Raw genomic sequence first — 21,356 nt, 5'->3', positions numbered from 1 at the left:
ATTCGAAGACTACAGGCTGAGAACATGCCCGCGGAAAGCATGCGCATAAAAAAATGCCGGCAAAGTCTAAGACTTTGTCGACACTCTGAAACGCTAAGACAAAGCCATTTGTCTTAGCGTTTTTTAGTATTCGTGATAATTAACATAATAAACTTGATCAATAAATTCTTGTATGAGTTCATCTTCATATTTGTCTGCTAACTTCTCACTCATCTTTTCATCTAAAATTATATTGTCACTTATATAATCTTGATAATGTCTAATCTCATGTGCTAATATTCTTAAAATATTTAAATCACTATCGAAAAGTGACATTTCTTTTTTTAATTGTCCATAGCTATGTGTGGAAACGACTATTCTCGGATACTTAAATAAAGATTCGGGATATTGGAAGTAACCTAAAGAATCTTCGAGTTCTTTATGCGTAATATGAATATTAACTTTTAAAGGGAATTCCAATTCTTTTTTAATGAAATTTCTAAATTGTACAAAAGCCTTCTTTAAATGAGCACTTATTTCAGAATCAAACTTCAACGTAAGTCCATCTTTATAAAGTGTAGAACTATTATTATAACAAAATAAATATTTGTAAGTTAAATAATAACTGTATTTTCTAATGTTATATTCAAATCGGTCAAAATGATCAATGAGTTCTTTATGTGTAACTTTTTCGTACTCTAAAGTATAGAATTGTGCGATATGATAATTTAAATCATGTAAAATTTCAGAAAGTGCATATTCCAATCTGTTTACAATAATGTTATTGCTCTTCTTAGACACAAGATATTCTTCAATATTATATAAAGAATAATATATATGACGATTATCAAAGTCTACTTGGCAATCTGAAGGATAACCATAAGAACTTATTGGAGCATCATGGATAAAAATTTTAATGTTTTGATTTAATATGTTATTTCTATTTATCCATTTAATATAATTATTGATGCTTAGAACTACACTTGTGTGATTACTTTTATTTATTACTGTTATTTTATTCATCTTCATCATCCTCAAACACTTCTTACAATAAATTATCTATACATTCCAAATATTGTCAATTGAATCTCGCAATCATTCATGACATTTGTCATATGATATTCGTGACAGTTTGTACTTATAACGGGTGGTGTGATTTTTTATAATATAAGTAACTTATAAAGGACGGTGATGATTGTGATTGATGTTCAAAATGTAACGAAAATCTATAATCAGAAAAAAGTTGTGAGTGATGTTTCTTTTCAAATTAATGAGGGTGAATGTACGGCTTTAATTGGTCCAAATGGTGCTGGTAAGTCTACTTTGATTGATATGATTATTGGTGACAGACATCCTAATGACGGGCAAATTATTAGTGATAATCAACAATTAGATAAGAAGCGGATGGGTATTTTGTTTCAAACGACGGCTTTTCCGGATGTGATGAAAGTTAAGGAGTTGTTTTATCTTTTTAAGTCTTTTTATAAAGATACGATTTCGATAGAAACTTTTAAAGAAATTACTCGATTTGATAATGATAAACTTGAACAATTTGCTGCTAAATTATCTGGTGGTGAACGCAGAATATTGGATTTTACATTATCTATTATTGGGAAACCGGACTTTGTCATTTTGGATGAGCCGACAAGTGCGATGGATACTGAAATGAGGAAGCATTTCTGGAAAGTGATTGAGGAAATGAAACAAGAAGGTAAAACGATATTTTATACTTCTCATTATATTGAAGAAGTTGAAAGAATGGCTGACCGAGTTGTTGTACTTAATAAAGGTGAGCTTGTTATGGATAGTACACCTAGAGCGATACGTCATAGCGAAAATAAAACAATGATTCAAATTCCTTTATCGAAAAAAGAAGTAGTGAATGTCCTTAAAAATGTTTCGGTTGAAGCATCTAAAGATATGCTCATCATTACGACTGAAGATGTAAATCCTGTAATTAAAGCTTTTATAGACTATGGCATTGATTTTAATGAGGTAGAAATTATTAAAGAGTCATTGATGGATACGATATTTTCAAAAAACGAAGAAAGGGTTTGATGAGATATGTTATGGGCGTATTTTAAATCTGAATTATTATTGTTAACTAGAAAAAAATCATATTTAATACTTTCGATTATGTTGCCGTTAGTATTTTATTTAATATTCACAGCACTATTAGATTTACCTAAAGAATACGAAGCTAAATTTTATAAAGAATATATGTTTAGTATGGCGACGTTCAGTTTAAGTAGTTTCTGTATTATGACATTTCCATTAGAGATGATAGAAGATAAGAAAATTGGATGGTCTAAAAATTTATTCAAAACACCTTTATCACCAAGTTATTACTATGCAGGGAAAGTAATGAAACTCATGTGCATGTTTTGTTTAGCTATTATCGCTTTATTTTTAACAGGAGCTTTTTATAAAGGTGTTGAAATGTCAGCAGGCGAGTGGATTGGCTCAGGATTGATGTTATGGGTTGGATCTAGCATGTTTTTATCAATGGGCGTTCTTATATCTCAAATAAAAGATATCCAAAAAGCTAGTGCTATCGCGAATATCATATATTTAGGACTTGCTGTATTGGGAGGACTTTGGTTCCCGACAGATCAGTTTCCAGATTGGTTAAAGCACGTATCGTATGCAACACCTACTTATAATTTAAGAGAACTCTCTTTATCTGTGACAACTCAAGGTGGTATACACTTTGTTTCACTTCTTATATTGGCAATTTATTGTATACTGTTTATAAGTATTGCGTTGATTATACGTAAAAAGACGGAAGTGGTTTAATGACATTATTAGAAAGAATTAAAGAGAATCCTATAGGTTCATCAAACTTAATTTATCTCATCTTTCCGATATTGAGTTTAACAGTACTTGGTCATAGAGGACCTTTATGGAGCGGTATATTGGTTACCGCTCTATTTACGATAAGTTATTTAATGATGATTTATGTAGATTTATCTAAAAGGCGCATGCTTAGAAGAATACTTTTAATGGTTCATTTTTTAGGTATATTTTATTTTGTAGACTTTTTTAATGCTTCTCATTTATTATTCTTTTTCTATGCAGCTTATATTATTCCATATGTTTTTCAAACTAAAATGAAATCTATCGAAGTATTAATGTATATTGTGTCGTTTATGATTGCTATTTATATTATTGCAGTTGATCATAGAGACTATTTAATTATTATGATACCTATGAGTATTGTCATTATATTTATTATGTTTGGAAATTTTAAAGCGTTAGAATCTGAACAGTTAAAAGAAGAAATTAGAAGTAAAAATGAACATATTAATACGTTAATTGCTGAACAAGAACGAAATCGAATCGGACAAGATTTACATGATACGTTAGGTCATGTGTTTGCGAATTTAAGTATTAAATCTGAACTTGCGATGAAATTAGTGGATAAAGATATTGATAAAGCGAAAGAAGAAATGGCGTCTGTGAATGAATTATCTAAAGAAGCACTTGTTAAAGTAAGAGCAATTGTAGATGATTTGAAGTTGCAATCTTTTGAAGAAGAAGTGAAGACGATGGAAACATTGTTAGAAAATGCAAACTTATCGTTTGAATTTAACAATGCTGACAGAGCTCAATCGCTCAGTCCAACTCGACAATCAGCACTGTCCATGATTTTGAGAGAAGCGGTTAACAATGTCATTAAGCATGCACAGGCTACTAAAGTAACGGGTGAAATCGTTGAAGAAAATAAATATTTAACATTGGTAATCATAGATGACGGCATAGGTATGAAACACATTGATGAAGATGATTTTAAGAGTATCAAATATCGTGTTCATGCATTAAATGGCCAATTAAAAGTAAGTAATTTAAATAAAGGATTAAAAATGACGATCACATTGCCTAGAGGGGGTGACACATTATGATATCAATTGTTATAGCAGAGGACCAAGAAATGTTACGGAAAGCCATGGTTCAATTGATGGAATTGAATGATGAATTAAGTATTTTAGGAGACTTTTCAAATGGAGAAGATGCGTTGGAAGGAATTCAAAGTCACGAGCCAGATGTAGCAATACTAGATGTCGAAATGCCTAAAATGACAGGATTAGAAGTATTGAAAAAAGTAAAAGATTCAAATTTAAATACGAAAGTCATCATCGTTACAACTTTTAAAAGACCAGGATACTTTGAGAGTGCAGTAGCAAACGATGTTGATGCATACGTATTGAAAGAACGATCAATCGATGAACTCGTCGAAACAATTAAAAATGTGATGGACGGTAAGAAAGAATATAGTGAATCTTTAATGACATCAATGTTTAAAGATAGAAATCCATTAAGCCCGAAAGAACAACTCGTATTGAAAGAAATAGGCAAAGGCTTATCCAGTAAAGAAATATCAAAAGAATTATATTTATCAGACGGCACAATTAGAAACTATACATCGATAATTATAGATAAATTAGAAGCAGATAACCGATTTGACGCATGGCAGAAAGCAATCGAAAAAGGATGGATATAGTGAGGTGCAAGGGTAGTAGAGGTAAGTAGAGAAATATGGACCGATAAAATAAAATATCGACCCGAAAATAGTATTACCAGGCCGATAAATGAAAAGCTGAGCCATCATTTGATGATGCGCTCAGCTTTCTTATTGATTATTTTGTTTTTACTGTGTGTATAAACTCATATAATCCGTTTAGTTGATCGAGTTGTTGATTACAATGTTCACTATCATGGCAAATATAATTACCATTTTTAGTATATGTTCCATCACCTTTTGATTTTGTTGTTGATAGAAACATGGAAACATTGGATTCTTTCTTACATATACTACAGATTCCGGGCTTAATGGTAGGTGATAAATCTCCTGATACACCTATCAATTTATCATCTTCATAAAGCACGATAAATTTCTTTTGTTTACCAGAATCATTCCAACCTATATATGAAGACTCTTTTAAGTCTATGTTATCCCATTCTGGATGTTTTAATTTCTTGGTCTTTTTAAAGATTTTTTCAAGTTGCTTACTTGAAGGCTGTTCAAATGGAATTACGTAGCTTTTAAGTCCAAATAATAATTTCTCAATTTGTGCTCGAGAAATCTTTTTATTCATAATGATTTTTGTGAAATCTTCTATTTCAGAATGCTTTTCTTCAAAAAGCTGTGAAATATGGTCGTATGTTATAGCTTGAAACGTATCGATTGTTTTTATATCATTTACAGATTTATAAACGTTAAATAACTGTTCTGATTTTTCTTTAATACTAACGAATTGATATGGTTTAATGTAATTATTCATATTAAATCCCTTCTTTTAAATTATTTCCTTTGATCGTTGGGTATGAATAATTGTAGAGAACATGACACATTTAGTAGCATCTTAAGATCCCTCCTTATCAGACACTAGTATAGTCCTTTAACCATGTAATTTCAAATGTATATTATTATAAAAATTATTCGAAATAGTGTAAAATTAAAAGACAACCGAATATGGTTGGAATTTTTTATTATATGGAGGAATTAATTAATAATTGGGGACCACAATTAGTTTAATCACGTTTATTGTATTACTCGCTTTAACCGGATTCTTTGTTGCGACAGAATTTGCAATTGTAAAGGTCAGATCATCTAGAATTAACTACTTAGCAGAACAGAATTATAAGAACGCTCAACCAGCTAAAAAGGTAGTCGAACATCTTGATGAGTATTTAGCAGCATGTCAGCTAGGTATTACCATTACAGCACTTGGAATTGGTATGGTTGGCGAATCAACATTTGAGTTTATTCTACATCCACTTTATAGTAGCTTCGGATTATCAGAAACGGTTATTCATGTCTTAACATTAGTCAGCGCATTTATTATCGCAACTTATTTACACGTTGTAGTAGGTGAAATGGCGCCAAAGACAATCGCAATTCAAAAAGCTGAACAAGTTACATTATTCTTTGCAAGACCGATCATACTGTTTTACAAATTATTATATCCTTTTATTTTTATTTTAAATGGGTCAGCAAGAATGATATTGAGCTTATTTGGTATGAAGCCTGCGAAAGAGTCAGAATTATATCACTCTGAAGAAGAATTGAAGATGTTGATTAAAGAAAGTCACCAAGGCGGGGAAATTTCATCAACAGAACTAGAACATATTAATAAAGTCTTTATTTATGATGAACTTGTCGTCAAAGATTGTATGATTTCTAAAGATAATATGACAATGATCAATAGTGATGCTAGTCAGCAAGAAGCCATTCAATTTGTAAAGAATGGCTATTATACGAGATATCCAGTTTATCAAGATAATAAAACGAATGTTATTGGATATTTACATGCGAAAGATTTATTGAAAGACAACATACAAGATATAACTGAATTGATTCATGAAATCATATACGTCAAAGAGGCAGATGCCATCCAAAACGTATTAGATAAAATGAAAAAACAACGTGCACATATCGCAATTGTTCATAATGAACACGGTGGATTAGCAGGTATGATTACGATGGAAGACATACTTGAAAATATTGTCGGTAACATTGAAGATGAACACGATAAATAGACGTAAGAAGAACCTGAGCCAAAAAAATGGCTCAGGTTCTTTTATTCTGCCTGTTTATTTTTGGGTGGCCAGATGAAATACGAGATGGTGATAGCTAAATCAATAATGAGCACTATTGACCAAATGTGAATAACGCCATCCATAGCTTCTGTTCTGCTTTTATCATGAATTAAATAAATGATTAAATGTAGAATACCTGTCCCTATAATGTAAGAGAGTAAATGTTTAAACCAACTTTTCGCATATAGTATAGCATACGCGAATCCACTAGGTTTCTCAGGCTTGCTACCTTCTTTCATGACATAATATCTGAAGCGGTCATCTGCCCATTGAATCATACTTTTACCAAAGATAATTGAAACGGATATATAAACAGCAGCAATAGCGTGAGGTGTTTCGGCAGTTGCGCCATTCATTAAATCCACAGCTGTTGTAATTAATAGAATCAAATCAATTACGGGTGTAAGTGCTAGAAAAATGAGCCCAAGCTTTTTCTGTCTGAAGACATATCTTGTGACGAGTCCAAGTAATATAACGACCCAGAAAGCAACTTCACAAAAAATAATGAGCCACACAATAAAATTCATGATTATCCTCCTTTATTTCGTAAGCTTTGAAATTTCTTCGAATACAATCGCTTCAATATCTTCATTAGAGGTCTGTTCTGGATTTAACAATTTATGTAGTGCTAATCCATCAATTAATGCGTGAAGTCTCATTGAATTAAGATGTATATTGATGTTGTCATTTAATAAGTTATCGCGTTCTAAAATCGTTAATACCGTTACACATAATTCGTCTAATCCATCATCTAAAGTACTTTGTCCATATTCATGACTGTCATATCGAAAGGCCATCCATACTTCCATATCAGCTAATCTTTCTTCGTCTAACGGTAAAACGGTGAGTAAGCATGCTTTTACTTTATCAATTGTGTCTTGGTTATCAGACGTGAGTATTGCTTCGATTCTCCTTCTTACTTTTAGTTCTACTTCAGACATAACTGCACTGAGTAATTCTGAATGACTTGGAAAATAATATCTAATTTGTCCCGGTGTCATTTGTGCGAGTTTTGCAATTTGTCTAACCGTAGATCCCTTTGCACCATTTTCAACAATTGATTGAAAAGCATATTGAATAATTTGTTCTTTTTTTTCTTTATGATTAATAATTTTTGGCATAGTAGAAGTCTAACATATTTTAATACACCTGTGTTAAATAAAAGTTTGAAAAATAAAATATATTAAATAATAAAAATATAAAAATGCATTGACATTAACGTTTGCAATACATATGATGAAATTATAAATTGCATTTTACAAAATCTTTACATTCTTTACAAAAAATTAATAATAGGAGGTATGAGTATGGCGAATTTCTTGAAACCAGCGAAACATATAGATCCTCTGCCAAGTGAGCAGGTAGATGATACATATAAGAAATTGAGACTACAAGTCTTTATAGGGATATTTCTTGGTTATGCTGGTTACTATTTATTAAGGAAAAACTTTTCACTTGCGATGCCAGCATTAATTGATGAAGGCTTTAGTAAGACTGAATTAGGGTTTGCTTTATCAGCTATTTCAATTGCATACGGTTTTAGTAAATTTATTATGGGTACAGTGAGTGACCGGAGTAACGCAAGACTATTTTTAACATTAGGTTTAGTATTAACGGCAATCGTTAATTTATTGATGGGTTTTATACCGGTCTTAACATCTAGTGTATTTATCATGTTTATTATGCTTTTCTTAAATGGTTGGTTCCAAGGTATGGGATGGCCACCATCTGGAAGAGTACTTGTACATTGGTACAGCGTTAGTGAACGTGGCGGTAAGACAGCTATTTGGAATGTCGCGCATAATGTTGGTGGCGGATTGATGGCACCGATAGCTTTACTTGGTATTTCAATTACAGGAACATTGTCATTTGGTTATTTAAAAGGATTTGAAGGTGCGTTTATATATCCAGCTATTATCGCGTTAATTATTGCGATTATTTCATATGTTCTAGTTAGGGATACACCACAATCTATGGGATTACCACCGATTGAAGAATATCGAAATGATTACCCTAATAAAGAGCAGAAAACGTTAGAAGTAGAGCTTTCAACAAAAGATATTCTCTTTAAATATGTATTGAATAACAAATGGGTTTGGATGATTGCTATCGCAAATATCTTTGTTTATTTTGTTAGATATGGTGTGTTAGACTGGGCGCCAACATATTTAAGTGAAGAAAAAGGTTTCGATTTAAATGCATCAGGTTGGGCATACTTCTTATATGAATGGGCAGGTATTCCCGGAACATTATTATGTGGTTATATTTCAGATAAAGTGTTCAAAGGTAGAAGGGGTCCAGCAGGATTTATATTCATGTTAGGTGTGACAATCGCTGTCATTGTATATTGGTTAAATCCAGCAGGAAACCCATTAGTAGATAATATCGCATTAGTCGCGATAGGATTCCTAATATACGGACCTGTTATGTTGATTGGTTTACAGGCATTAGATTATGTACCTAAAAAAGCAGCAGGTACTGCAGCAGGATTAACTGGACTGTTTGGTTATTTAGGTGGAGCTGTAATGGCTAATATCATTATGGGATTAACTGTTGATAAATTAGGATGGGATTCAGGATTCTTATTATTAACAATCATTAGTGTCCTTGCGATGTTAAGTTTCATCTTAACTTGGAACAAACGTGGACAAGAAGTTGTAAAATCATAATTATATAAAGTGAAAAGAGACTAGGGCATTTTACCTTAGTCTCTTTTTCTATTTAATGATAAACGTTCGCGAAATTCGATGACACGATTCAATAAATTCTCACTTAATAAATTGTATGATTCTTTCAAAATATTAAAACATTTACCTTAATCTGATTTTCTTCAATTTATATATTTACGGATTAAAGTTTTCGAATTATAATAACGTCATTATAATTCTATATTTTTACATAAGTAATTCGATGTTTACTTCTGGGATTTGGATTAAATTTATTAAGATATCAAAGAATTAGGAGATTTGTTGTGAGAAATATATATGAAATCAAATACCTAAAATATTCTGCTACTAGATATCGCAATCATATAGGTATTTCTTTTTTTGTAGTATTAAAGGGTCGTGTTATGGTCACGATCAAAGAGCATAGTAAAGAATATAAAGAAGGGGAAACGTTTGTTGTTAAACATAATGAGTGGTATAAACTCGATGTGTCAGATGGGAATATCGTTGTACAAATTCATCTGTATGAGTCAATCATAACAACGATGATACCAGAGTTACTTTCATATCATCAGCATGTGGGTATGCAATCAAAGTTAGTCCCTTTGAGAGATCATTTAATTTGCCTGTGTGATTTATATTTAATACAAGAAAACAATCGTAATTTAAAAATAATGAAGCAACTTATTACGATATTGGAATTTTATAGAGAACGATTGACGGTTTATTCAAAAGAATGTCAAATTGTTAATCGGCATATGAACCCAATAATTGATGAAATTAAAGATTATATTTATGAGCATTATAATGAACGTATAACAATCAATACATTCACCGATAAATATCATATTTCTGAATCGTATTTTTCGAAATTATTCAAAGAACAAATGGGTGTGAATTTTAAAGATTATTTAACGGACATTAGATTGTTAAATAGCACGTATGATTTAATTCATACACAAGAAAAAGTAATCGACATTTCTGAAAAACATGGCTTTTATAATGGTTCATCTTATATTTATTCTTTTAAATTGTATTATGGTGTTACACCGAAAAAGTATCGTGATATGACACAACGTAAACAAGCACAAATTGAACGACAAAGCTTTTTTAATGAAGTAGATCGTGAGCGAGATTTATCAGATGAGGAAGTTAAATATTATTTAAAAAAGTTTCAAGAGGATTATTCAAGTATGATATGTACATAAAACTTTCGCATTTTTAACAAAATAAAACCTCCCAATCTTTTATAAGGTTAAAGAGATTGGAAGGTAAATGATTCGTATTATGATTGTGCGATGTATTTTTTAATAACTTCTTTGTTCTTTTCTTTGAAGACATCGTTGTGGCTCGATACACGGCCGCCTGCTTGTGCTTCAGGGTCGATATAGCTTTTAGCTAAGTTTGCAGCATTTGCAGCATCATTGAAACAAGAAGCAATCAAATGAACTTTTGCATCATGTTTAATGATATCCCCAGCACCGAAAATACCAGGAACTGAAGTTTGAGCATTTCCTAAACCTTCAATAAAGAATTCATTCACTAAATTAACTTTAGTTTGTGCGTTATGAAGTAATTCTGATTCACGATCAAAACCATGACTAATGATGACTTCATCAACAGGTATGATTTCTTGTTCCTTTGTATCAACATGTTCTAAAACAACTTCTGTGATGACTGGTTTATCAGGATCACTGTTAAGTTGTTTAATAACCATACTTGGTTTCTTAGAGATATCAAGCTTATCTAATAATTGTTTCATATGCTCATGACCAGAAATTTCTTCTTTTCTGTAGCAAAGCGTAACACTTTTCGCATATTCTGATAAATCACAAGCCCAGTCTAATGCAGAGTTTCCCGCTCCCGAAATTAATATGTGCTTGTCTTTAAACTTCTGAATTGACTGCACAACATAATTTAAATTAGATAATTCAAAACGCTCAGCACCTTCAATATCTAAAGTTAATGGTTTAATAATGCCACTACCAACAGCAATAATGACAGATTTTGAATGATACTCATGACCTTTTTCTGTATATATAATAAAATGTTGTTCTTCAACTTTTTTAATATCAATAACTTTTTCTTCTAAGCACACTTCTGGACCGAAATGTAAGCCTTGTTGAACTAAATCTTGAATAACTTCATAACAAGGTTTTGGCGCAAGTGCCCCTATATCCCAAATGACTTTTTCAGGGTAGACGTGCATTTTACCGCCTAATTTATTTTGGAAATCAACTATTCTAACACTCATTCCTCTTAACCCAGAATAGAAACTTGCAAATAATCCCGCTGGCCCCCCGCCGATAATCGTAACGTCTGTAATATTCATCAGTCATGATTCCTCCTAATTATTTCAACTTACGATTATTATCCTATATTTGCAAATGATAATCAATATCAATGACGGAATTGTCATAATTTTTTAATTAAATACATATGTAAAATATTTTTAGATGAATAAAAAATGGGCGAGAATACTTGTGTGAATCGGGAGTGACAGGGGGTGTATTTCAGTGATTTTGAAAAATGAGTGTGAGTTAGGGATGTCGTTAGGGACAGAATTCCGAGAAATGTCCGCAAGAGAGGTTGTTAGGGACAGAATTCCGAGAAATGTCCGTAAGAATGGCCCGCATAATTACCAGAGTTCGAAATAATGGAAGTTACAGCATTCTAACTACCACAATTCCGAATAATGAAAATTAGCACACTCATACATAATGAAAGGCTGAGACAATTTTCATGTCTCAGCCTTCTTATCATACTTATGCGATTGGGAAGAGTGATTCGATAAGTTGAATGTTCTCTTCAGTTAAGTTGACTTCTAATGTTTTTAAGTTGTCGATAACTTGTTCGCCTCGTTTAGCGCCTGGTATGATCACATCTAGAGATGGTTTTGTTAAATAATATGCTAACACAATATGTGCTACGTCTACGCCATGCTCTTGTGCGATTTCTCTAAGTTTGTCTACTTTTTTTAGATTTTCTTTAAAAGCTTCACCTTTGAATTCAGGTTTTTCTGCTCGTAAGTCATCAAACGTTGTATTTTCATCATATTTACCTGCTAATAATCCTGCAGCTAATGGGAAATATGGAATAAATGTAATATCATGTTCTGCTGTGTATTCTAAGATGTGTTCATTCTCACGATTTAATAAATTATATTCATGTTGAATAACATCTACATTACCATTTTTATTGGCTTCTTTAAGTTGTTCTAAAGTGAAGTTAGAAACGCCGATTGCCTTAATTTTTCCGGCATCTTTTAATTCTTGTAAAGCTGCAACTGCTTCGTCTTTAGGTGTTTCGTCATCTGGGAAATGAATATAATATAAATCTATATAGTCAGTTTGTAATCTTTTAAGGCTGTTTTCAACTTGTTCTTTTAAAAATGCAGGTTCGTTAGATAATTTCGTATCATCACCGTCAAAGTAGTGAGCGCCTTTAGTAGCGATCACGACATCTTCGCGATTGTATTCTTTAACGACTTCTCCGACAAGTTCTTCTGATCTTCCTGGACCATAGATGAAAGCAGTGTCTAATAAATTAACGCCATTGTCTAAGGCAGCTCTAACGACATTTTTACCTTGTTCTTCATCAAGGTTTGGATATAAATTATGACCACCAACAGCATTTGTTCCTAAACCAATTGGGTTAACTTCAATATTTGATTTACCTAATTTTACGCGCTTTGCCATTTCAATCATCCTTTTCTCATTGTTTGTTTTAAATTTGAATAAGTTTGAATTAAAATTCTTCATAAGTTGCTGGGTCTTGATCTTTAAGACGTCCATCAGCTTTTGTTAATGCATCGATTGCGTGTAAATCTTCTGATTCTAAATAGAAATCAAACACATCTAAATTTTGTAGTTGTCTAGCATTAGATGTTGATTTTGGAATTGGAACAATACCATTTTGAACATGCCATTTTAAAATGATTTGTGGAATTGTTTTATTATATTTTTCAGCGATTTTACCAATTTCTTTATCGTTTATGACTTCTGAAGCGCGACCTAATGGACTCCAAGCTTCTATTATAATACCTTTTTCTTGATGATATTCGAGTACATCTTTTTGGTTGAAATAAGGATGTAATTCTATTTGGTTAACTGCAGGTAGTACGCCAGTTTCTTTTTCTAATGTATCAATATGTTCTTCTAAGAAATTACATACACCAATAGATTTAATAAGGCCAAGTTTCTGTGCGTCTATGAGTGCTTTCCAAGCTTCAACATATTTGCCTTGTTTAGGATTTGGCCAGTGAATTAAATATAAGTCAATATATTCTATACCTAATCGATAAATCGATTCTTGTATAGCAGTAATGGCTTGATCATAACTATGATAACGACCAGGTAGCTTTGATGTTACGATAATTTGATCGCGACTAACATGGCTTTCTTGTATCGCTTTTCCGACAGTACCTTCATTTTCGTAGTTATATGCAGTATCTAATATGCGATATCCGTTGTTTAATGCATTTATGATTGCATGAACACCTGATGATCCATTCAATTTATACGTACCAAATCCTACTTGCGGTAACACTTGTCCATCATTTAAATGATAATTTTCCATGATAAAATGCCTCCTATATAAGTATAATGACTGTACACTTTTAAACTATATCATACCTCTTTTTGTAGATAGGAATAATCAGCTTATAAATATTTTTTGTAAAACGTATTGAATTCATATAGTGAATGTAGTAAGATGTATCTCATTGCGCAAGATAAGTAGCTAATAGCTAGAGTCATATTATTGAGAAAAGAAGGGTTAAAATGGAGCGTGTATGTGTCATATCATTAAGCATTATAGATGCAATCATGATACTCATGTTGGTACTGTTTAATACGGCAATTATTTCTAATATTTATGTATTAACAGTTTATGCTTTAATCATGGTACTGGTTTCTGGTTATATCGTATATTTAGCTATCAGTATGAAATGTGATCAATCTATTAATCAATTTGATCAATTTTCTAAATAATTAAATTTAACGAGTAAAAATGTATATGATTGAAAATTCGACGAATAAGCCTTTATGGTTTGTTCGTTTTTTTATTTATATAAAAATCGGAAATAGTATGTAAAAATGTAGTAACATACTTTTACGTTGCATGTTATAATAATGGTGCTTTTAATTAAACGAAAAGGGTGGACAATAAACAATGTTTTTAATCATCAACATAATTGGTTTGTTGGTATTCATTGGTGTCGCTTTTCTTTTTTCTAGAGACAAAAAGAATGTTGATTGGAAATCAGTCTTAATACTAATTATCATTAACTTAGTATTAGCATGGTTCTTCACACAATTTTCTTTCGGGGCGAGATTCGTTAAAGGTGCGGCTGACGGCGTATCATGGCTTTTAGAATCTGCTTTTTCGGGAATTGGATTTGCATTTGGTAGCTTTACAGCACCAGGACCAGGGAAAATGGATATGGCAGTTTCAGCGTTACTACCAATTTTACTAGTTGTACCAGTATTCGATATTTTAATGTATTTAGGTATTTTACCGAAATTTATTTCAATGTTAGGTTGGGTTATTTCAAAAGTAACAAGACAACCTAAATTTGAGTCATTCTTCTCAATTGAAATGATGTTCTTAGGAAATACGGAAGCATTAGCAGTTTCATCTAAACAATTAACATCTATGAATAAAGTCAGAGTACTTACGCTTGCAATGATGTCTATGAGTTCTGTATCAGGGGCAATTGTTGGTGCGTATGTCACAATGATACCAGGAGAATATGTATTAACGGCAATACCATTAAACATCATTAATGCGATTATTGTAACAACAATTTTAAATCCATTTGATTTAGACCCAGAAGATGATGTCGTGGCTGAGATAGACGAAGGGGAAAAACAGCCATTCTTCTCATTCTTAGGGGATTCAGTTATCAATGCAGGTAAACTTGTATTAATCATTATCGCATTTGTTATCGCATTTGTTGCGATTGCAGACTTGATCAATAAATTACTAGGTATTATGGATCCAATTCCATATTTACCAAACATAAGATTAGAGTATATCCTCGGAATCTTTATGTTCCCATTTGCAATTTTACTTGGTATGCCAGTTGGAGAAGCGTGGGTAGTTGCTCAACAAATGGCTCTTAAGATTGTAACAAATGAATTTGTTGTCATGAGCACGATCAGTAAAGAAATAAGTGAGTATTCAACACATAGAGCAGCAGTAATTAGTACATTCTTAGTATCATTTGCTAATTTCTCTACTATTGGTATGATAATAGGTACTTTGAAAGGTATCGTCAAAGAAGATGTATCTAATTTCGTATCTAAATACGTACCAATGATGTTGTTATCAGGTATATTAGTATCACTATTAACAGCAGCATTCGTTGGATTATTTGCTTGGTAAGTTCAATAAACACTTTTAAAGTTTAAATTTAAAAGCAACAAGCACATTTAATGTACTTGTTGCTTTTTTTATAAAGGGGGATATATCATGCTCAAAAAAGTATTAGATATATCGAGTATTGTTTTGTGGTTAATTTCTGTCATATTAATAATGATTAACTTTGCTGATTTACCTGACAAAATTCCGAGTCATTATAATTTTGCAGGAGATGCAGATGCATGGTCGACTAAGACTTTTATATTCTTTATGCCTGTATTAGGATTATTGATATGGCTTATGCTTCATTATTTAGCCAGCAATCCAAAGTTAGATAAATACATACATGTTCCATCACTTTATGGTCAACCAAATAAAGCCCAAATTGAAAATGCTAAATTATTAATTTACTTTATTAAATTTGAAATGATGGCATTATTTACATTTCTCGTCATTAAAGACTTGTATACGGCGCTTGGTATGCCTTTTAAATTGGGTGTTTGGGAATCGATAATTATTTTAAGTGTGTTAGGCGTGACGATTATCATATTTATGGCTCGAAATCATATGTTAGATAAAAATGAAAATACGAAATGAGTGAAGATAAATGTCTGAATGTACTTGGCCAAGTAGTGATTTAATGAAAAAATATCACGAAGATGAATGGTGTAGAATTAATAAAAATGATGATTACATCTTTGAGATGCTATCATTAGAAGGTGCGCAAGCTGGCCTGTCTTGGGAAACGGTCATTCAAAAGCGTGAAGCCTATCAAGCAGCTTTTAAACAATTTAAAATTGATCAATGCGCAGCGTTAACAGATGAAGAATTAGAAAACATTAAAACTGAATATAATGTCATTAAACATATAGGTAAGATAAAGTCCGTAAAAAGTAATGCATTATTAGTTCAAGAAATACAACAAACATATGGTAGCTTTGCAGATTTTCTTTGGTCATATGTAGATGGCAAGCCGATTATAAATGAATGGCAGGACATGTCAGAAGTTCCGGCAGAAACAGAGCTTTCTATTAAATTAAGTAAAGACTTAAAGAAATTAGGCTTCAAATTTGTTGGACCTAAAATTATGTATTCTTTCTTGCAGAGCATCGGTATTATCGATGATCATCTCATTACCTGTCCATATCACAGTTATAATAGAAATAAAAAGGGTTAGGACAATCGTTAAAGCTTGTCCTAACCCTTTGTGTTATTTCAAAATTATGCATCTTTGTCATTATTAAGATTTGTTTGAATAAATGATTCTACTGAATCTCTTAATTCGTTAAATTTCTCGGTATCCATGTTCAAATCTTTGAATGTTTTGTAAATTTCTTCTAAGATTTGACCTTGTGTTTCGACACCTGATTCAGTAAGAGAAACACGTAAGTTTCTTTCATCATTAATCGCTCTTTCACGATTAACGAATCCTTTTTCTTCAAGTTTCTTTAATAACGGTGTTAAAGTCCCAGAATCTAAGTATAGTCTGTCGCCTAAAGTTTTAATATTGATTACTTCGTTTTTATCTATAGCTACAAGAACGATATAACCTGTATATGTTAGGTTATATTTCTTCAATATCGGTGTATATTTTTTTATAAGCTCTTTTGACGCAACATATAACATGAATCCAAGTTGTTTGTTGATTGGTGGTATATCCATTTCATTATCCTCCTTACGTCAAAATTAAGCCTATTATGAAATGAAAACAAAGTCAAGCTATTTACGAAATGTTCATAAAATAGAAAAAATATCGCACTCAATTCAGTTTTGGAAAATCTCAGTTATAATATAAATTAGAATTTTTTTGAAAGAAAAGTTAAATTGTAATGTTATTTTTGATATTCTATTATAGATATAAAGATAAAGTGAGGTGTATAGTATATGAATCAACAACGTTATCCTAAATCTTTAGTTCAAGAGATTGTGATGAATGCTGGTTTAGTCTTGTTAGAAGCGGGATCGGAGGCTTTTAGAGTTGAAGATACGATGTATAGAATGGCTAAACGATTAGGGTATCCGAATAATCAATGTTATGTCAGTTCAACGATTATAAATTTCGCTTTAGATATTGATGATAATATTAGAGTTTATAGAGTTAGTAAACGAGATACTAATTTAGGCAATATCCACCGAGTAAATAATATTTCTAGAATGTTAGATAAAGGGCAAATATCTGCTGAAGAAGCATTGAAGCGTATTCGTACTATACATAAATCTCCATTACCATACTCATTACCGTTTAAAATGATTGCTGCAGGTTTCATTTCGATTTTCTTCCTATATTTATTTAGTGGACATAAAGAAGATATCATCGCTACATTTATTGGTGGTGCAATAGGTTATTCTATAGTAGAAATCCTACATTCATGGACACGTGTTAAATTTATAGCAGAAATTATAGCGGCAAGTGTCATCGCATTAATCGCCATTTATAATCAAATGTTATTTGGAGGAGAAGCGTTAAATATTGCGATTATATCTGCAGTTATGCCGATTGTGCCAGGTGTACTTATAACGAATGCGATTCAAGATTTATTTTTAGGACAATTATTAGTTGGTATATCTAAAGGATTAGAAGCAACTTTTACTTCTATTGCCATTGGTGTAGGTGTAGGTATCGTGTTGTTAATATTCTCATAAGAGGTGAATTATGGTTATAACGATAATATTAAACATTGTATTTAGTTTTGGTACGTCATTCTTATTTGCTTTATTATTTAATTCACCTAAATATTTATTAACCCCGGCTGGTATCGTTGGTGCCATCGGGTGGGTTGCTTTTCAAACGGGTATGATAGTAAATGGATCTGATGTACAATCTTCATTTATTGGCGGTTTATTTATAGGTGTGGCAGGACATATCATGAGTAGAAAATTCTTCTCACCAGTTATTCTCTTTATTATTCCTGGTATCATACCACTTGTACCTGGGGGCACAGCCTATGAAGCAATTAAAAATTTAATATTAAATGATTATCATGAAGCATTAATTACGATGATAAAAGTTGCACTTATCTCAAGTTCAATAGCACTTGGGTTACTCATAGCAGATTTATTATCGAAAGTTTACTATAAATTTAAGAAACATCGACAATTAAATAAAGTTAAATAAAAAGGTTATCACGCATGTATTGTCATTAATAAGCGTCATAACCTTTTATTTTTATTCGTAAATATATTTAAGGACTTCTAATGCTTGGTCTACTGTCTCAACGGTGACATTCGCTTTGTTAGATAACTCTTTAAGTGGGTGAATTAAGTCAGTTGGTCGTATAAGTATTAACGGCTTGTTTAAAGCAATCGCCGTAGAAGCATCCATTGCCGTATTCCATTGTTTATATTTTTCACCAAATAATGCAATAACAACATCTGCTTTATTCATTAACACTTGTGTACGAAAATTATTAATATCAGAAGCGGCATGATCTTTATAATAATTATTAGGTTGCTCACCTAAAATAGATTCGCCAATATTATCAGAACAATCATGGTTAGTTTGTGGACCAACAAACGTTAGTGGTAAATTGTGCTGTTCCGCTTTCTGAGTGATTTCTTCTCTCCAATTATCATGAATTTGTCCTGCTAAATAAATCGTTAAATTTGTCATACGAATATTCACTCCTTTTTTATTAGTTTAACATATTTAAAACAATCGCTTTCTTTGATATGATTAGAAAAATATAAATAAAAAAGTATGGAAGAAGGCTCTCAATATGCATACAATCGAAATAACAGCTATTCAAGAAAATGAAATAGAAGCTTTATCAACAATATGTAGAACGACTTTTAAAGATACATTTATAGACGACATGCCACAAGAAGATATGAATCAATATTTTGAAGAAGCATATAATCATGAAATACTTTTAAGCGAACTGCAAAACAAAGAATCATGGTACCTCTTTGCCAAAATCAATCAAGAAATAGCAGGGTATATGAAACTTAACATTGGATCAGCACAAACAGAACCAATGGGAGATGACTATCTAGAAGTACAACGTTTATACATGTATAAACAATTTCAGTCAAAAGGAATTGGCAGTCAACTCATGAAAAAAGCCTTTGAAATTGCTAAAGAACAACAAAAATCAAAACTGTGGCTAGGTGTATGGGAACATAATCACCAAGCACTGAACTTCTATACTAAACATGGCTATAAAATAGTAGGATCTCATCAATTCGTAGCCGGTAATGACATATCAACCGACTATATCGTTGAGACAGAAATATAGTGATGAATATAATACATAAAAAAGAGACCTAATTCCAGGTCTCTTTTTTTAAGGTAAATATGAATCATTTTATAAATTCTACATAAAATCTGAAAAGTAATCTCTATATTTAAAGTTAACATATGATCCGATTATAAAAGTGATTAGGAGAAAAACAAAGTTATATATCACTAAATCCCAATTATTAATAAAGAACCATTCTTTATATAGAATCGCTGATCGGTATCCCTCAGCTAGAAAATAAATGGGGTTATATTTGATGATATTTATGACAATTTTATTATCTGGTAGATAAAGAATAGATGATACAAAAAATAACATTCTCATTAAAGCTTGTATAATCATTTGAGTGTCTCTGATTATTACATTTAAAGTCGATGTAAATATAGCTATAGATATCGAAAGTAAAAGTGCATATGGAATAAATATTAATAATTGTATTAAATATATAGATGGTGTAAATCCAGCAATAAAGCATATTAAAGTTATAATACCCAATATCACTAAATGACTATAAAATTTACTCACTACGATATAACTAGGTAATATTGAAATTGGAAAGTTCATTTTTGCTACTTGATAATATTTCATAGTAATAGACCTAGTTCCATCTAGAATTCCCTGATTAATAAAAACCACATACTTATTCCAACTATTAACCAATAAATAAAGGGAATATCTTCTATTTGCTGATTGTTTTTAAATCCAAGGCCAAAAATAAACCAGTATATTGCAATTTGGATCATAGGGTTTATTAACTCCCATGCCGTACCTAAATAGTTATTCGTATTTGCAATTCTAATTTCAAAATTAGCTAACCTTTTAATTAAATAAATATTTTTAACCTGTTCTTTTAAAATGAATACAAAAGATGACATACACGTGCGCCTACTTTATTTAATAATTATTATTTTTACATAATTTAACCATAATTCCATTTATTTGTAAATATTGTTTTGAAGTAGGCGATCTTTGTTGTAAAATTAACTTAAACGTAGTGAATCATAGGCAGAAAAATATATTATGTAAATCACTGCACCTTAGACAAAGGATCTTAATAATGGTGTATTTAGGAGTGATTGCATTGCTATTCTTAATAATTATTTTATTCATTGTAGGCTATACTGCTTTTGAAACATGGGGACAGGTTTATGGAATAAAGAGATATAATAAAAAAGTTTCCAAAAAGCTATTTAGAAGTATATTAGTAACAAATATAGTATTGTCTATATTATTTATCATTATCTTTGGTTTTGCTTATTAATCGAAGATATTAGAAATCATGTGTATTGAATTGGAAAAATTATGTTAATTTTACACATGACATGAAATGCAATAGGTGGTATAATGTTACTAACAAAAGCAATTGTTGTGACTCAACACCACCCCCCCTCACTACTGCCATAGTGAGGGGGTTTTTGATTGTGTAATTAAAACCATACGCTATGCGTATGGTACAGTATGGTTTCACCGTTGTATTAAAAAATGCATCTCTACATGCTAGAATAATATT

General features: G+C 31.4%; 23 protein-coding genes and 1 pseudogene. 14 read left to right on the top strand and 10 right to left on the bottom strand.

What is annotated here, in order from left to right; genetic code table 11:
- Positions 1-123 precede the first annotated feature (123 nt).
- Positions 124-1,002: a hypothetical protein gene (locus tag LQ611_RS12925; RefSeq protein ID WP_239709619.1), complete on the bottom strand. Its 879-nt coding sequence runs from the start codon at positions 1,000-1,002 to the stop codon at positions 124-126.
- Between the two features lie 174 nt (positions 1,003-1,176).
- Here LQ611_RS12925 and LQ611_RS12920 point away from each other — a divergent pair, with 174 nt between their 5' ends.
- The 4 genes from LQ611_RS12920 to LQ611_RS12905 are packed head-to-tail and all read left to right on the top strand — an operon-like array spanning position 1,177 to position 4,480.
- The gene (locus LQ611_RS12920; protein WP_069821216.1) at positions 1,177-2,037 is read left to right on the top strand and encodes an ABC transporter ATP-binding protein; all 861 of its coding nucleotides are present in this window, start codon (positions 1,177-1,179) and stop codon (positions 2,035-2,037) included.
- Between the two features lie 6 nt (positions 2,038-2,043).
- Positions 2,044-2,775, top strand: a complete 732-nt coding sequence (locus LQ611_RS12915; RefSeq protein WP_106417328.1) for an ABC transporter permease — start codon at positions 2,044-2,046, stop codon at positions 2,773-2,775.
- On the top strand, positions 2,775-3,881 hold the full coding sequence (locus LQ611_RS12910; protein WP_025904991.1) for a sensor histidine kinase: 1,107 nt from the start codon (positions 2,775-2,777) through the stop codon (positions 3,879-3,881). The genes LQ611_RS12915 and LQ611_RS12910 overlap by 1 nt, the downstream gene beginning before the upstream one ends.
- Positions 3,878-4,480: a response regulator transcription factor gene (locus LQ611_RS12905; RefSeq protein WP_025904992.1), complete on the top strand. Its 603-nt coding sequence runs from the start codon at positions 3,878-3,880 to the stop codon at positions 4,478-4,480. Before LQ611_RS12910 ends, LQ611_RS12905 begins: the two co-directional genes overlap by 4 nt.
- 136 nt (positions 4,481-4,616) lie before the next feature.
- Here the strand turns inward: LQ611_RS12905 and LQ611_RS12900 are convergent, their stop codons facing one another.
- Positions 4,617-5,261, bottom strand: a complete 645-nt coding sequence (locus LQ611_RS12900; RefSeq protein ID WP_107565278.1) for a FusB/FusC family EF-G-binding protein — start codon at positions 5,259-5,261, stop codon at positions 4,617-4,619.
- 232 nt (positions 5,262-5,493) lie between these two features.
- Between LQ611_RS12900 and LQ611_RS12895 the strand changes: the two genes are divergently transcribed.
- Positions 5,494-6,519, top strand: coding sequence for a hemolysin family protein (locus LQ611_RS12895; protein ID WP_119475212.1), 1,026 nt, complete (start codon positions 5,494-5,496; stop codon positions 6,517-6,519).
- 41 nt (positions 6,520-6,560) lie between these two features.
- On the opposite strand, the gene LQ611_RS12890 is transcribed toward LQ611_RS12895, so the two are convergent.
- Both LQ611_RS12890 and LQ611_RS12885 read right to left on the bottom strand, forming a co-directional pair.
- Positions 6,561-7,106 carry a hypothetical protein gene (locus tag LQ611_RS12890; protein ID WP_025904995.1) on the bottom strand — a complete coding sequence of 182 codons (546 nt, stop codon included), beginning with the start codon at positions 7,104-7,106 and terminating at the stop codon, positions 6,561-6,563.
- 12 nt (positions 7,107-7,118) lie between these two features.
- The gene (locus tag LQ611_RS12885) at positions 7,119-7,700 is read right to left on the bottom strand and encodes a TetR/AcrR family transcriptional regulator (RefSeq protein ID WP_025904996.1); all 582 of its coding nucleotides are present in this window, start codon (positions 7,698-7,700) and stop codon (positions 7,119-7,121) included.
- Between the two features lie 186 nt (positions 7,701-7,886).
- Between LQ611_RS12885 and glpT the strand changes: the two genes are divergently transcribed.
- Both glpT and LQ611_RS12875 read left to right on the top strand, forming a co-directional pair.
- Complete coding sequence (glpT, locus tag LQ611_RS12880) at positions 7,887-9,248, top strand: glycerol-3-phosphate transporter (RefSeq protein ID WP_107565277.1); 1,362 nt, start codon at positions 7,887-7,889, stop codon at positions 9,246-9,248.
- Positions 9,249-9,649: 401 nt separating this feature from the next.
- On the top strand, positions 9,650-10,453 hold the full coding sequence (locus tag LQ611_RS12875) for a helix-turn-helix transcriptional regulator (RefSeq protein WP_232339571.1): 804 nt from the start codon (positions 9,650-9,652) through the stop codon (positions 10,451-10,453).
- 77 nt (positions 10,454-10,530) lie between these two features.
- On the opposite strand, the gene LQ611_RS12870 is transcribed toward LQ611_RS12875, so the two are convergent.
- The 3 genes from LQ611_RS12870 to LQ611_RS12860 all read right to left on the bottom strand — a co-directional run bounded on the left by LQ611_RS12870 (position 10,531) and on the right by LQ611_RS12860 (position 13,823).
- On the bottom strand, positions 10,531-11,571 hold the full coding sequence (locus tag LQ611_RS12870) for an NAD(P)/FAD-dependent oxidoreductase (protein ID WP_107565297.1): 1,041 nt from the start codon (positions 11,569-11,571) through the stop codon (positions 10,531-10,533).
- A 439-nt stretch (positions 11,572-12,010) separates the two neighbouring features.
- Positions 12,011-12,943, bottom strand: a complete 933-nt coding sequence (locus LQ611_RS12865; protein WP_025905000.1) for an aldo/keto reductase — start codon at positions 12,941-12,943, stop codon at positions 12,011-12,013.
- Between the two features lie 49 nt (positions 12,944-12,992).
- A complete protein-coding gene (locus LQ611_RS12860) occupies positions 12,993-13,823 on the bottom strand; it encodes an aldo/keto reductase (protein WP_204175976.1) in 831 nt (276 codons plus the stop codon).
- Between the two features lie 203 nt (positions 13,824-14,026).
- Here LQ611_RS12860 and LQ611_RS12855 point away from each other — a divergent pair, with 203 nt between their 5' ends.
- The 4 genes from LQ611_RS12855 to LQ611_RS12840 all read left to right on the top strand — a co-directional run bounded on the left by LQ611_RS12855 (position 14,027) and on the right by LQ611_RS12840 (position 16,785).
- Positions 14,027-14,236 (top strand): hypothetical protein, encoded by a 210-nt coding sequence (locus LQ611_RS12855; protein WP_025905002.1) that lies wholly within the window; start codon positions 14,027-14,029, stop codon positions 14,234-14,236.
- Positions 14,237-14,417: 181 nt separating this feature from the next.
- Positions 14,418-15,632: a NupC/NupG family nucleoside CNT transporter gene (locus LQ611_RS12850; protein WP_239709618.1), complete on the top strand. Its 1,215-nt coding sequence runs from the start codon at positions 14,418-14,420 to the stop codon at positions 15,630-15,632.
- An 87-nt stretch (positions 15,633-15,719) separates the two neighbouring features.
- Entirely contained in the window at positions 15,720-16,205 is a 486-nt protein-coding gene (locus LQ611_RS12845; RefSeq protein WP_025905004.1) for a DUF1648 domain-containing protein, read from the top strand.
- Between the two features lie 10 nt (positions 16,206-16,215).
- The gene (locus LQ611_RS12840; RefSeq protein WP_025905005.1) at positions 16,216-16,785 is read left to right on the top strand and encodes a DNA-3-methyladenine glycosylase I; all 570 of its coding nucleotides are present in this window, start codon (positions 16,216-16,218) and stop codon (positions 16,783-16,785) included.
- Between the two features lie 44 nt (positions 16,786-16,829).
- Here LQ611_RS12840 and LQ611_RS12835 read toward each other — a convergent pair whose 3' ends face one another.
- Positions 16,830-17,270, bottom strand: a complete 441-nt coding sequence (locus LQ611_RS12835; protein WP_025905006.1) for a MarR family winged helix-turn-helix transcriptional regulator — start codon at positions 17,268-17,270, stop codon at positions 16,830-16,832.
- 222 nt (positions 17,271-17,492) lie between these two features.
- On the opposite strand from LQ611_RS12835, the gene LQ611_RS12830 reads away from it, so the two are divergent.
- Entirely contained in the window at positions 17,493-18,251 is a 759-nt protein-coding gene (locus LQ611_RS12830; RefSeq protein ID WP_107565274.1) for a threonine/serine exporter family protein, read from the top strand.
- Positions 18,252-18,261: 10 nt separating this feature from the next.
- Complete coding sequence (locus tag LQ611_RS12825) at positions 18,262-18,723, top strand: threonine/serine exporter family protein (protein WP_103360459.1); 462 nt, start codon at positions 18,262-18,264, stop codon at positions 18,721-18,723.
- Positions 18,724-18,774: 51 nt separating this feature from the next.
- Here the strand turns inward: LQ611_RS12825 and LQ611_RS12820 are convergent, their stop codons facing one another.
- Entirely contained in the window at positions 18,775-19,218 is a 444-nt protein-coding gene (locus LQ611_RS12820) for a YtoQ family protein (protein ID WP_107565273.1), read from the bottom strand.
- 106 nt (positions 19,219-19,324) lie between these two features.
- On the opposite strand from LQ611_RS12820, the gene LQ611_RS12815 reads away from it, so the two are divergent.
- A complete protein-coding gene (locus LQ611_RS12815) occupies positions 19,325-19,843 on the top strand; it encodes a GNAT family N-acetyltransferase (protein WP_204175975.1) in 519 nt (172 codons plus the stop codon).
- A gap of 78 nt (positions 19,844-19,921) precedes the next feature.
- Here the strand turns inward: LQ611_RS12815 and LQ611_RS12810 are convergent.
- Positions 19,922-20,721, bottom strand: a pseudogene (locus LQ611_RS12810) (ABC transporter permease).
- Positions 20,722-21,356 lie beyond the last annotated feature (635 nt).

The organism is Mammaliicoccus sp. L-M44 (genome assembly GCF_022386355.1).
In the GTDB taxonomy this organism is placed as follows: Bacteria; Bacillota; Bacilli; order Staphylococcales; family Staphylococcaceae; genus Mammaliicoccus; species Mammaliicoccus sciuri_A.
This window is presented reverse-complemented; position numbering and strand designations above follow the sequence as displayed.

What these genes read in the sequence shown, in the direction of transcription:
- LQ611_RS12835 (WP_025905006.1), bottom strand. Translation starts at nt 17,270, where the DNA reads ATGGATATACCACCAATCAACAAACAACTTGGATTCATGTTATATGTT.
- LQ611_RS12925 (WP_239709619.1), bottom strand. Translation starts at nt 1,002, where the DNA reads ATGAATAAAATAACAGTAATAAATAAAAGTAATCACACAAGTGTAGTT.
- LQ611_RS12910 (WP_025904991.1), top strand. Translation starts at nt 2,775, where the DNA reads ATGACATTATTAGAAAGAATTAAAGAGAATCCTATAGGTTCATCAAAC.
- LQ611_RS12905 (WP_025904992.1), top strand. Translation starts at nt 3,878, where the DNA reads ATGATATCAATTGTTATAGCAGAGGACCAAGAAATGTTACGGAAAGCC.
- LQ611_RS12875 (WP_232339571.1), top strand. Translation starts at nt 9,650, where the DNA reads ATGGTCACGATCAAAGAGCATAGTAAAGAATATAAAGAAGGGGAAACG.
- LQ611_RS12820 (WP_107565273.1), bottom strand. Translation starts at nt 19,218, where the DNA reads ATGACAAATTTAACGATTTATTTAGCAGGACAAATTCATGATAATTGG.
- glpT (WP_107565277.1), top strand. Translation starts at nt 7,887, where the DNA reads ATGGCGAATTTCTTGAAACCAGCGAAACATATAGATCCTCTGCCAAGT.
- LQ611_RS12855 (WP_025905002.1), top strand. Translation starts at nt 14,027, where the DNA reads ATGGAGCGTGTATGTGTCATATCATTAAGCATTATAGATGCAATCATG.
- LQ611_RS12845 (WP_025905004.1), top strand. Translation starts at nt 15,720, where the DNA reads ATGCTCAAAAAAGTATTAGATATATCGAGTATTGTTTTGTGGTTAATT.
- LQ611_RS12830 (WP_107565274.1), top strand. Translation starts at nt 17,493, where the DNA reads ATGAATCAACAACGTTATCCTAAATCTTTAGTTCAAGAGATTGTGATG.
- LQ611_RS12850 (WP_239709618.1), top strand. Translation starts at nt 14,418, where the DNA reads ATGTTTTTAATCATCAACATAATTGGTTTGTTGGTATTCATTGGTGTC.
- LQ611_RS12865 (WP_025905000.1), bottom strand. Translation starts at nt 12,943, where the DNA reads ATGGCAAAGCGCGTAAAATTAGGTAAATCAAATATTGAAGTTAACCCA.
- LQ611_RS12815 (WP_204175975.1), top strand. Translation starts at nt 19,325, where the DNA reads ATGCATACAATCGAAATAACAGCTATTCAAGAAAATGAAATAGAAGCT.
- LQ611_RS12900 (WP_107565278.1), bottom strand. Translation starts at nt 5,261, where the DNA reads ATGAATAATTACATTAAACCATATCAATTCGTTAGTATTAAAGAAAAA.
- LQ611_RS12860 (WP_204175976.1), bottom strand. Translation starts at nt 13,823, where the DNA reads ATGGAAAATTATCATTTAAATGATGGACAAGTGTTACCGCAAGTAGGA.
- LQ611_RS12885 (WP_025904996.1), bottom strand. Translation starts at nt 7,700, where the DNA reads ATGCCAAAAATTATTAATCATAAAGAAAAAAAAGAACAAATTATTCAA.
- LQ611_RS12890 (WP_025904995.1), bottom strand. Translation starts at nt 7,106, where the DNA reads ATGAATTTTATTGTGTGGCTCATTATTTTTTGTGAAGTTGCTTTCTGG.
- LQ611_RS12915 (WP_106417328.1), top strand. Translation starts at nt 2,044, where the DNA reads ATGTTATGGGCGTATTTTAAATCTGAATTATTATTGTTAACTAGAAAA.
- LQ611_RS12825 (WP_103360459.1), top strand. Translation starts at nt 18,262, where the DNA reads ATGGTTATAACGATAATATTAAACATTGTATTTAGTTTTGGTACGTCA.
- LQ611_RS12840 (WP_025905005.1), top strand. Translation starts at nt 16,216, where the DNA reads ATGTCTGAATGTACTTGGCCAAGTAGTGATTTAATGAAAAAATATCAC.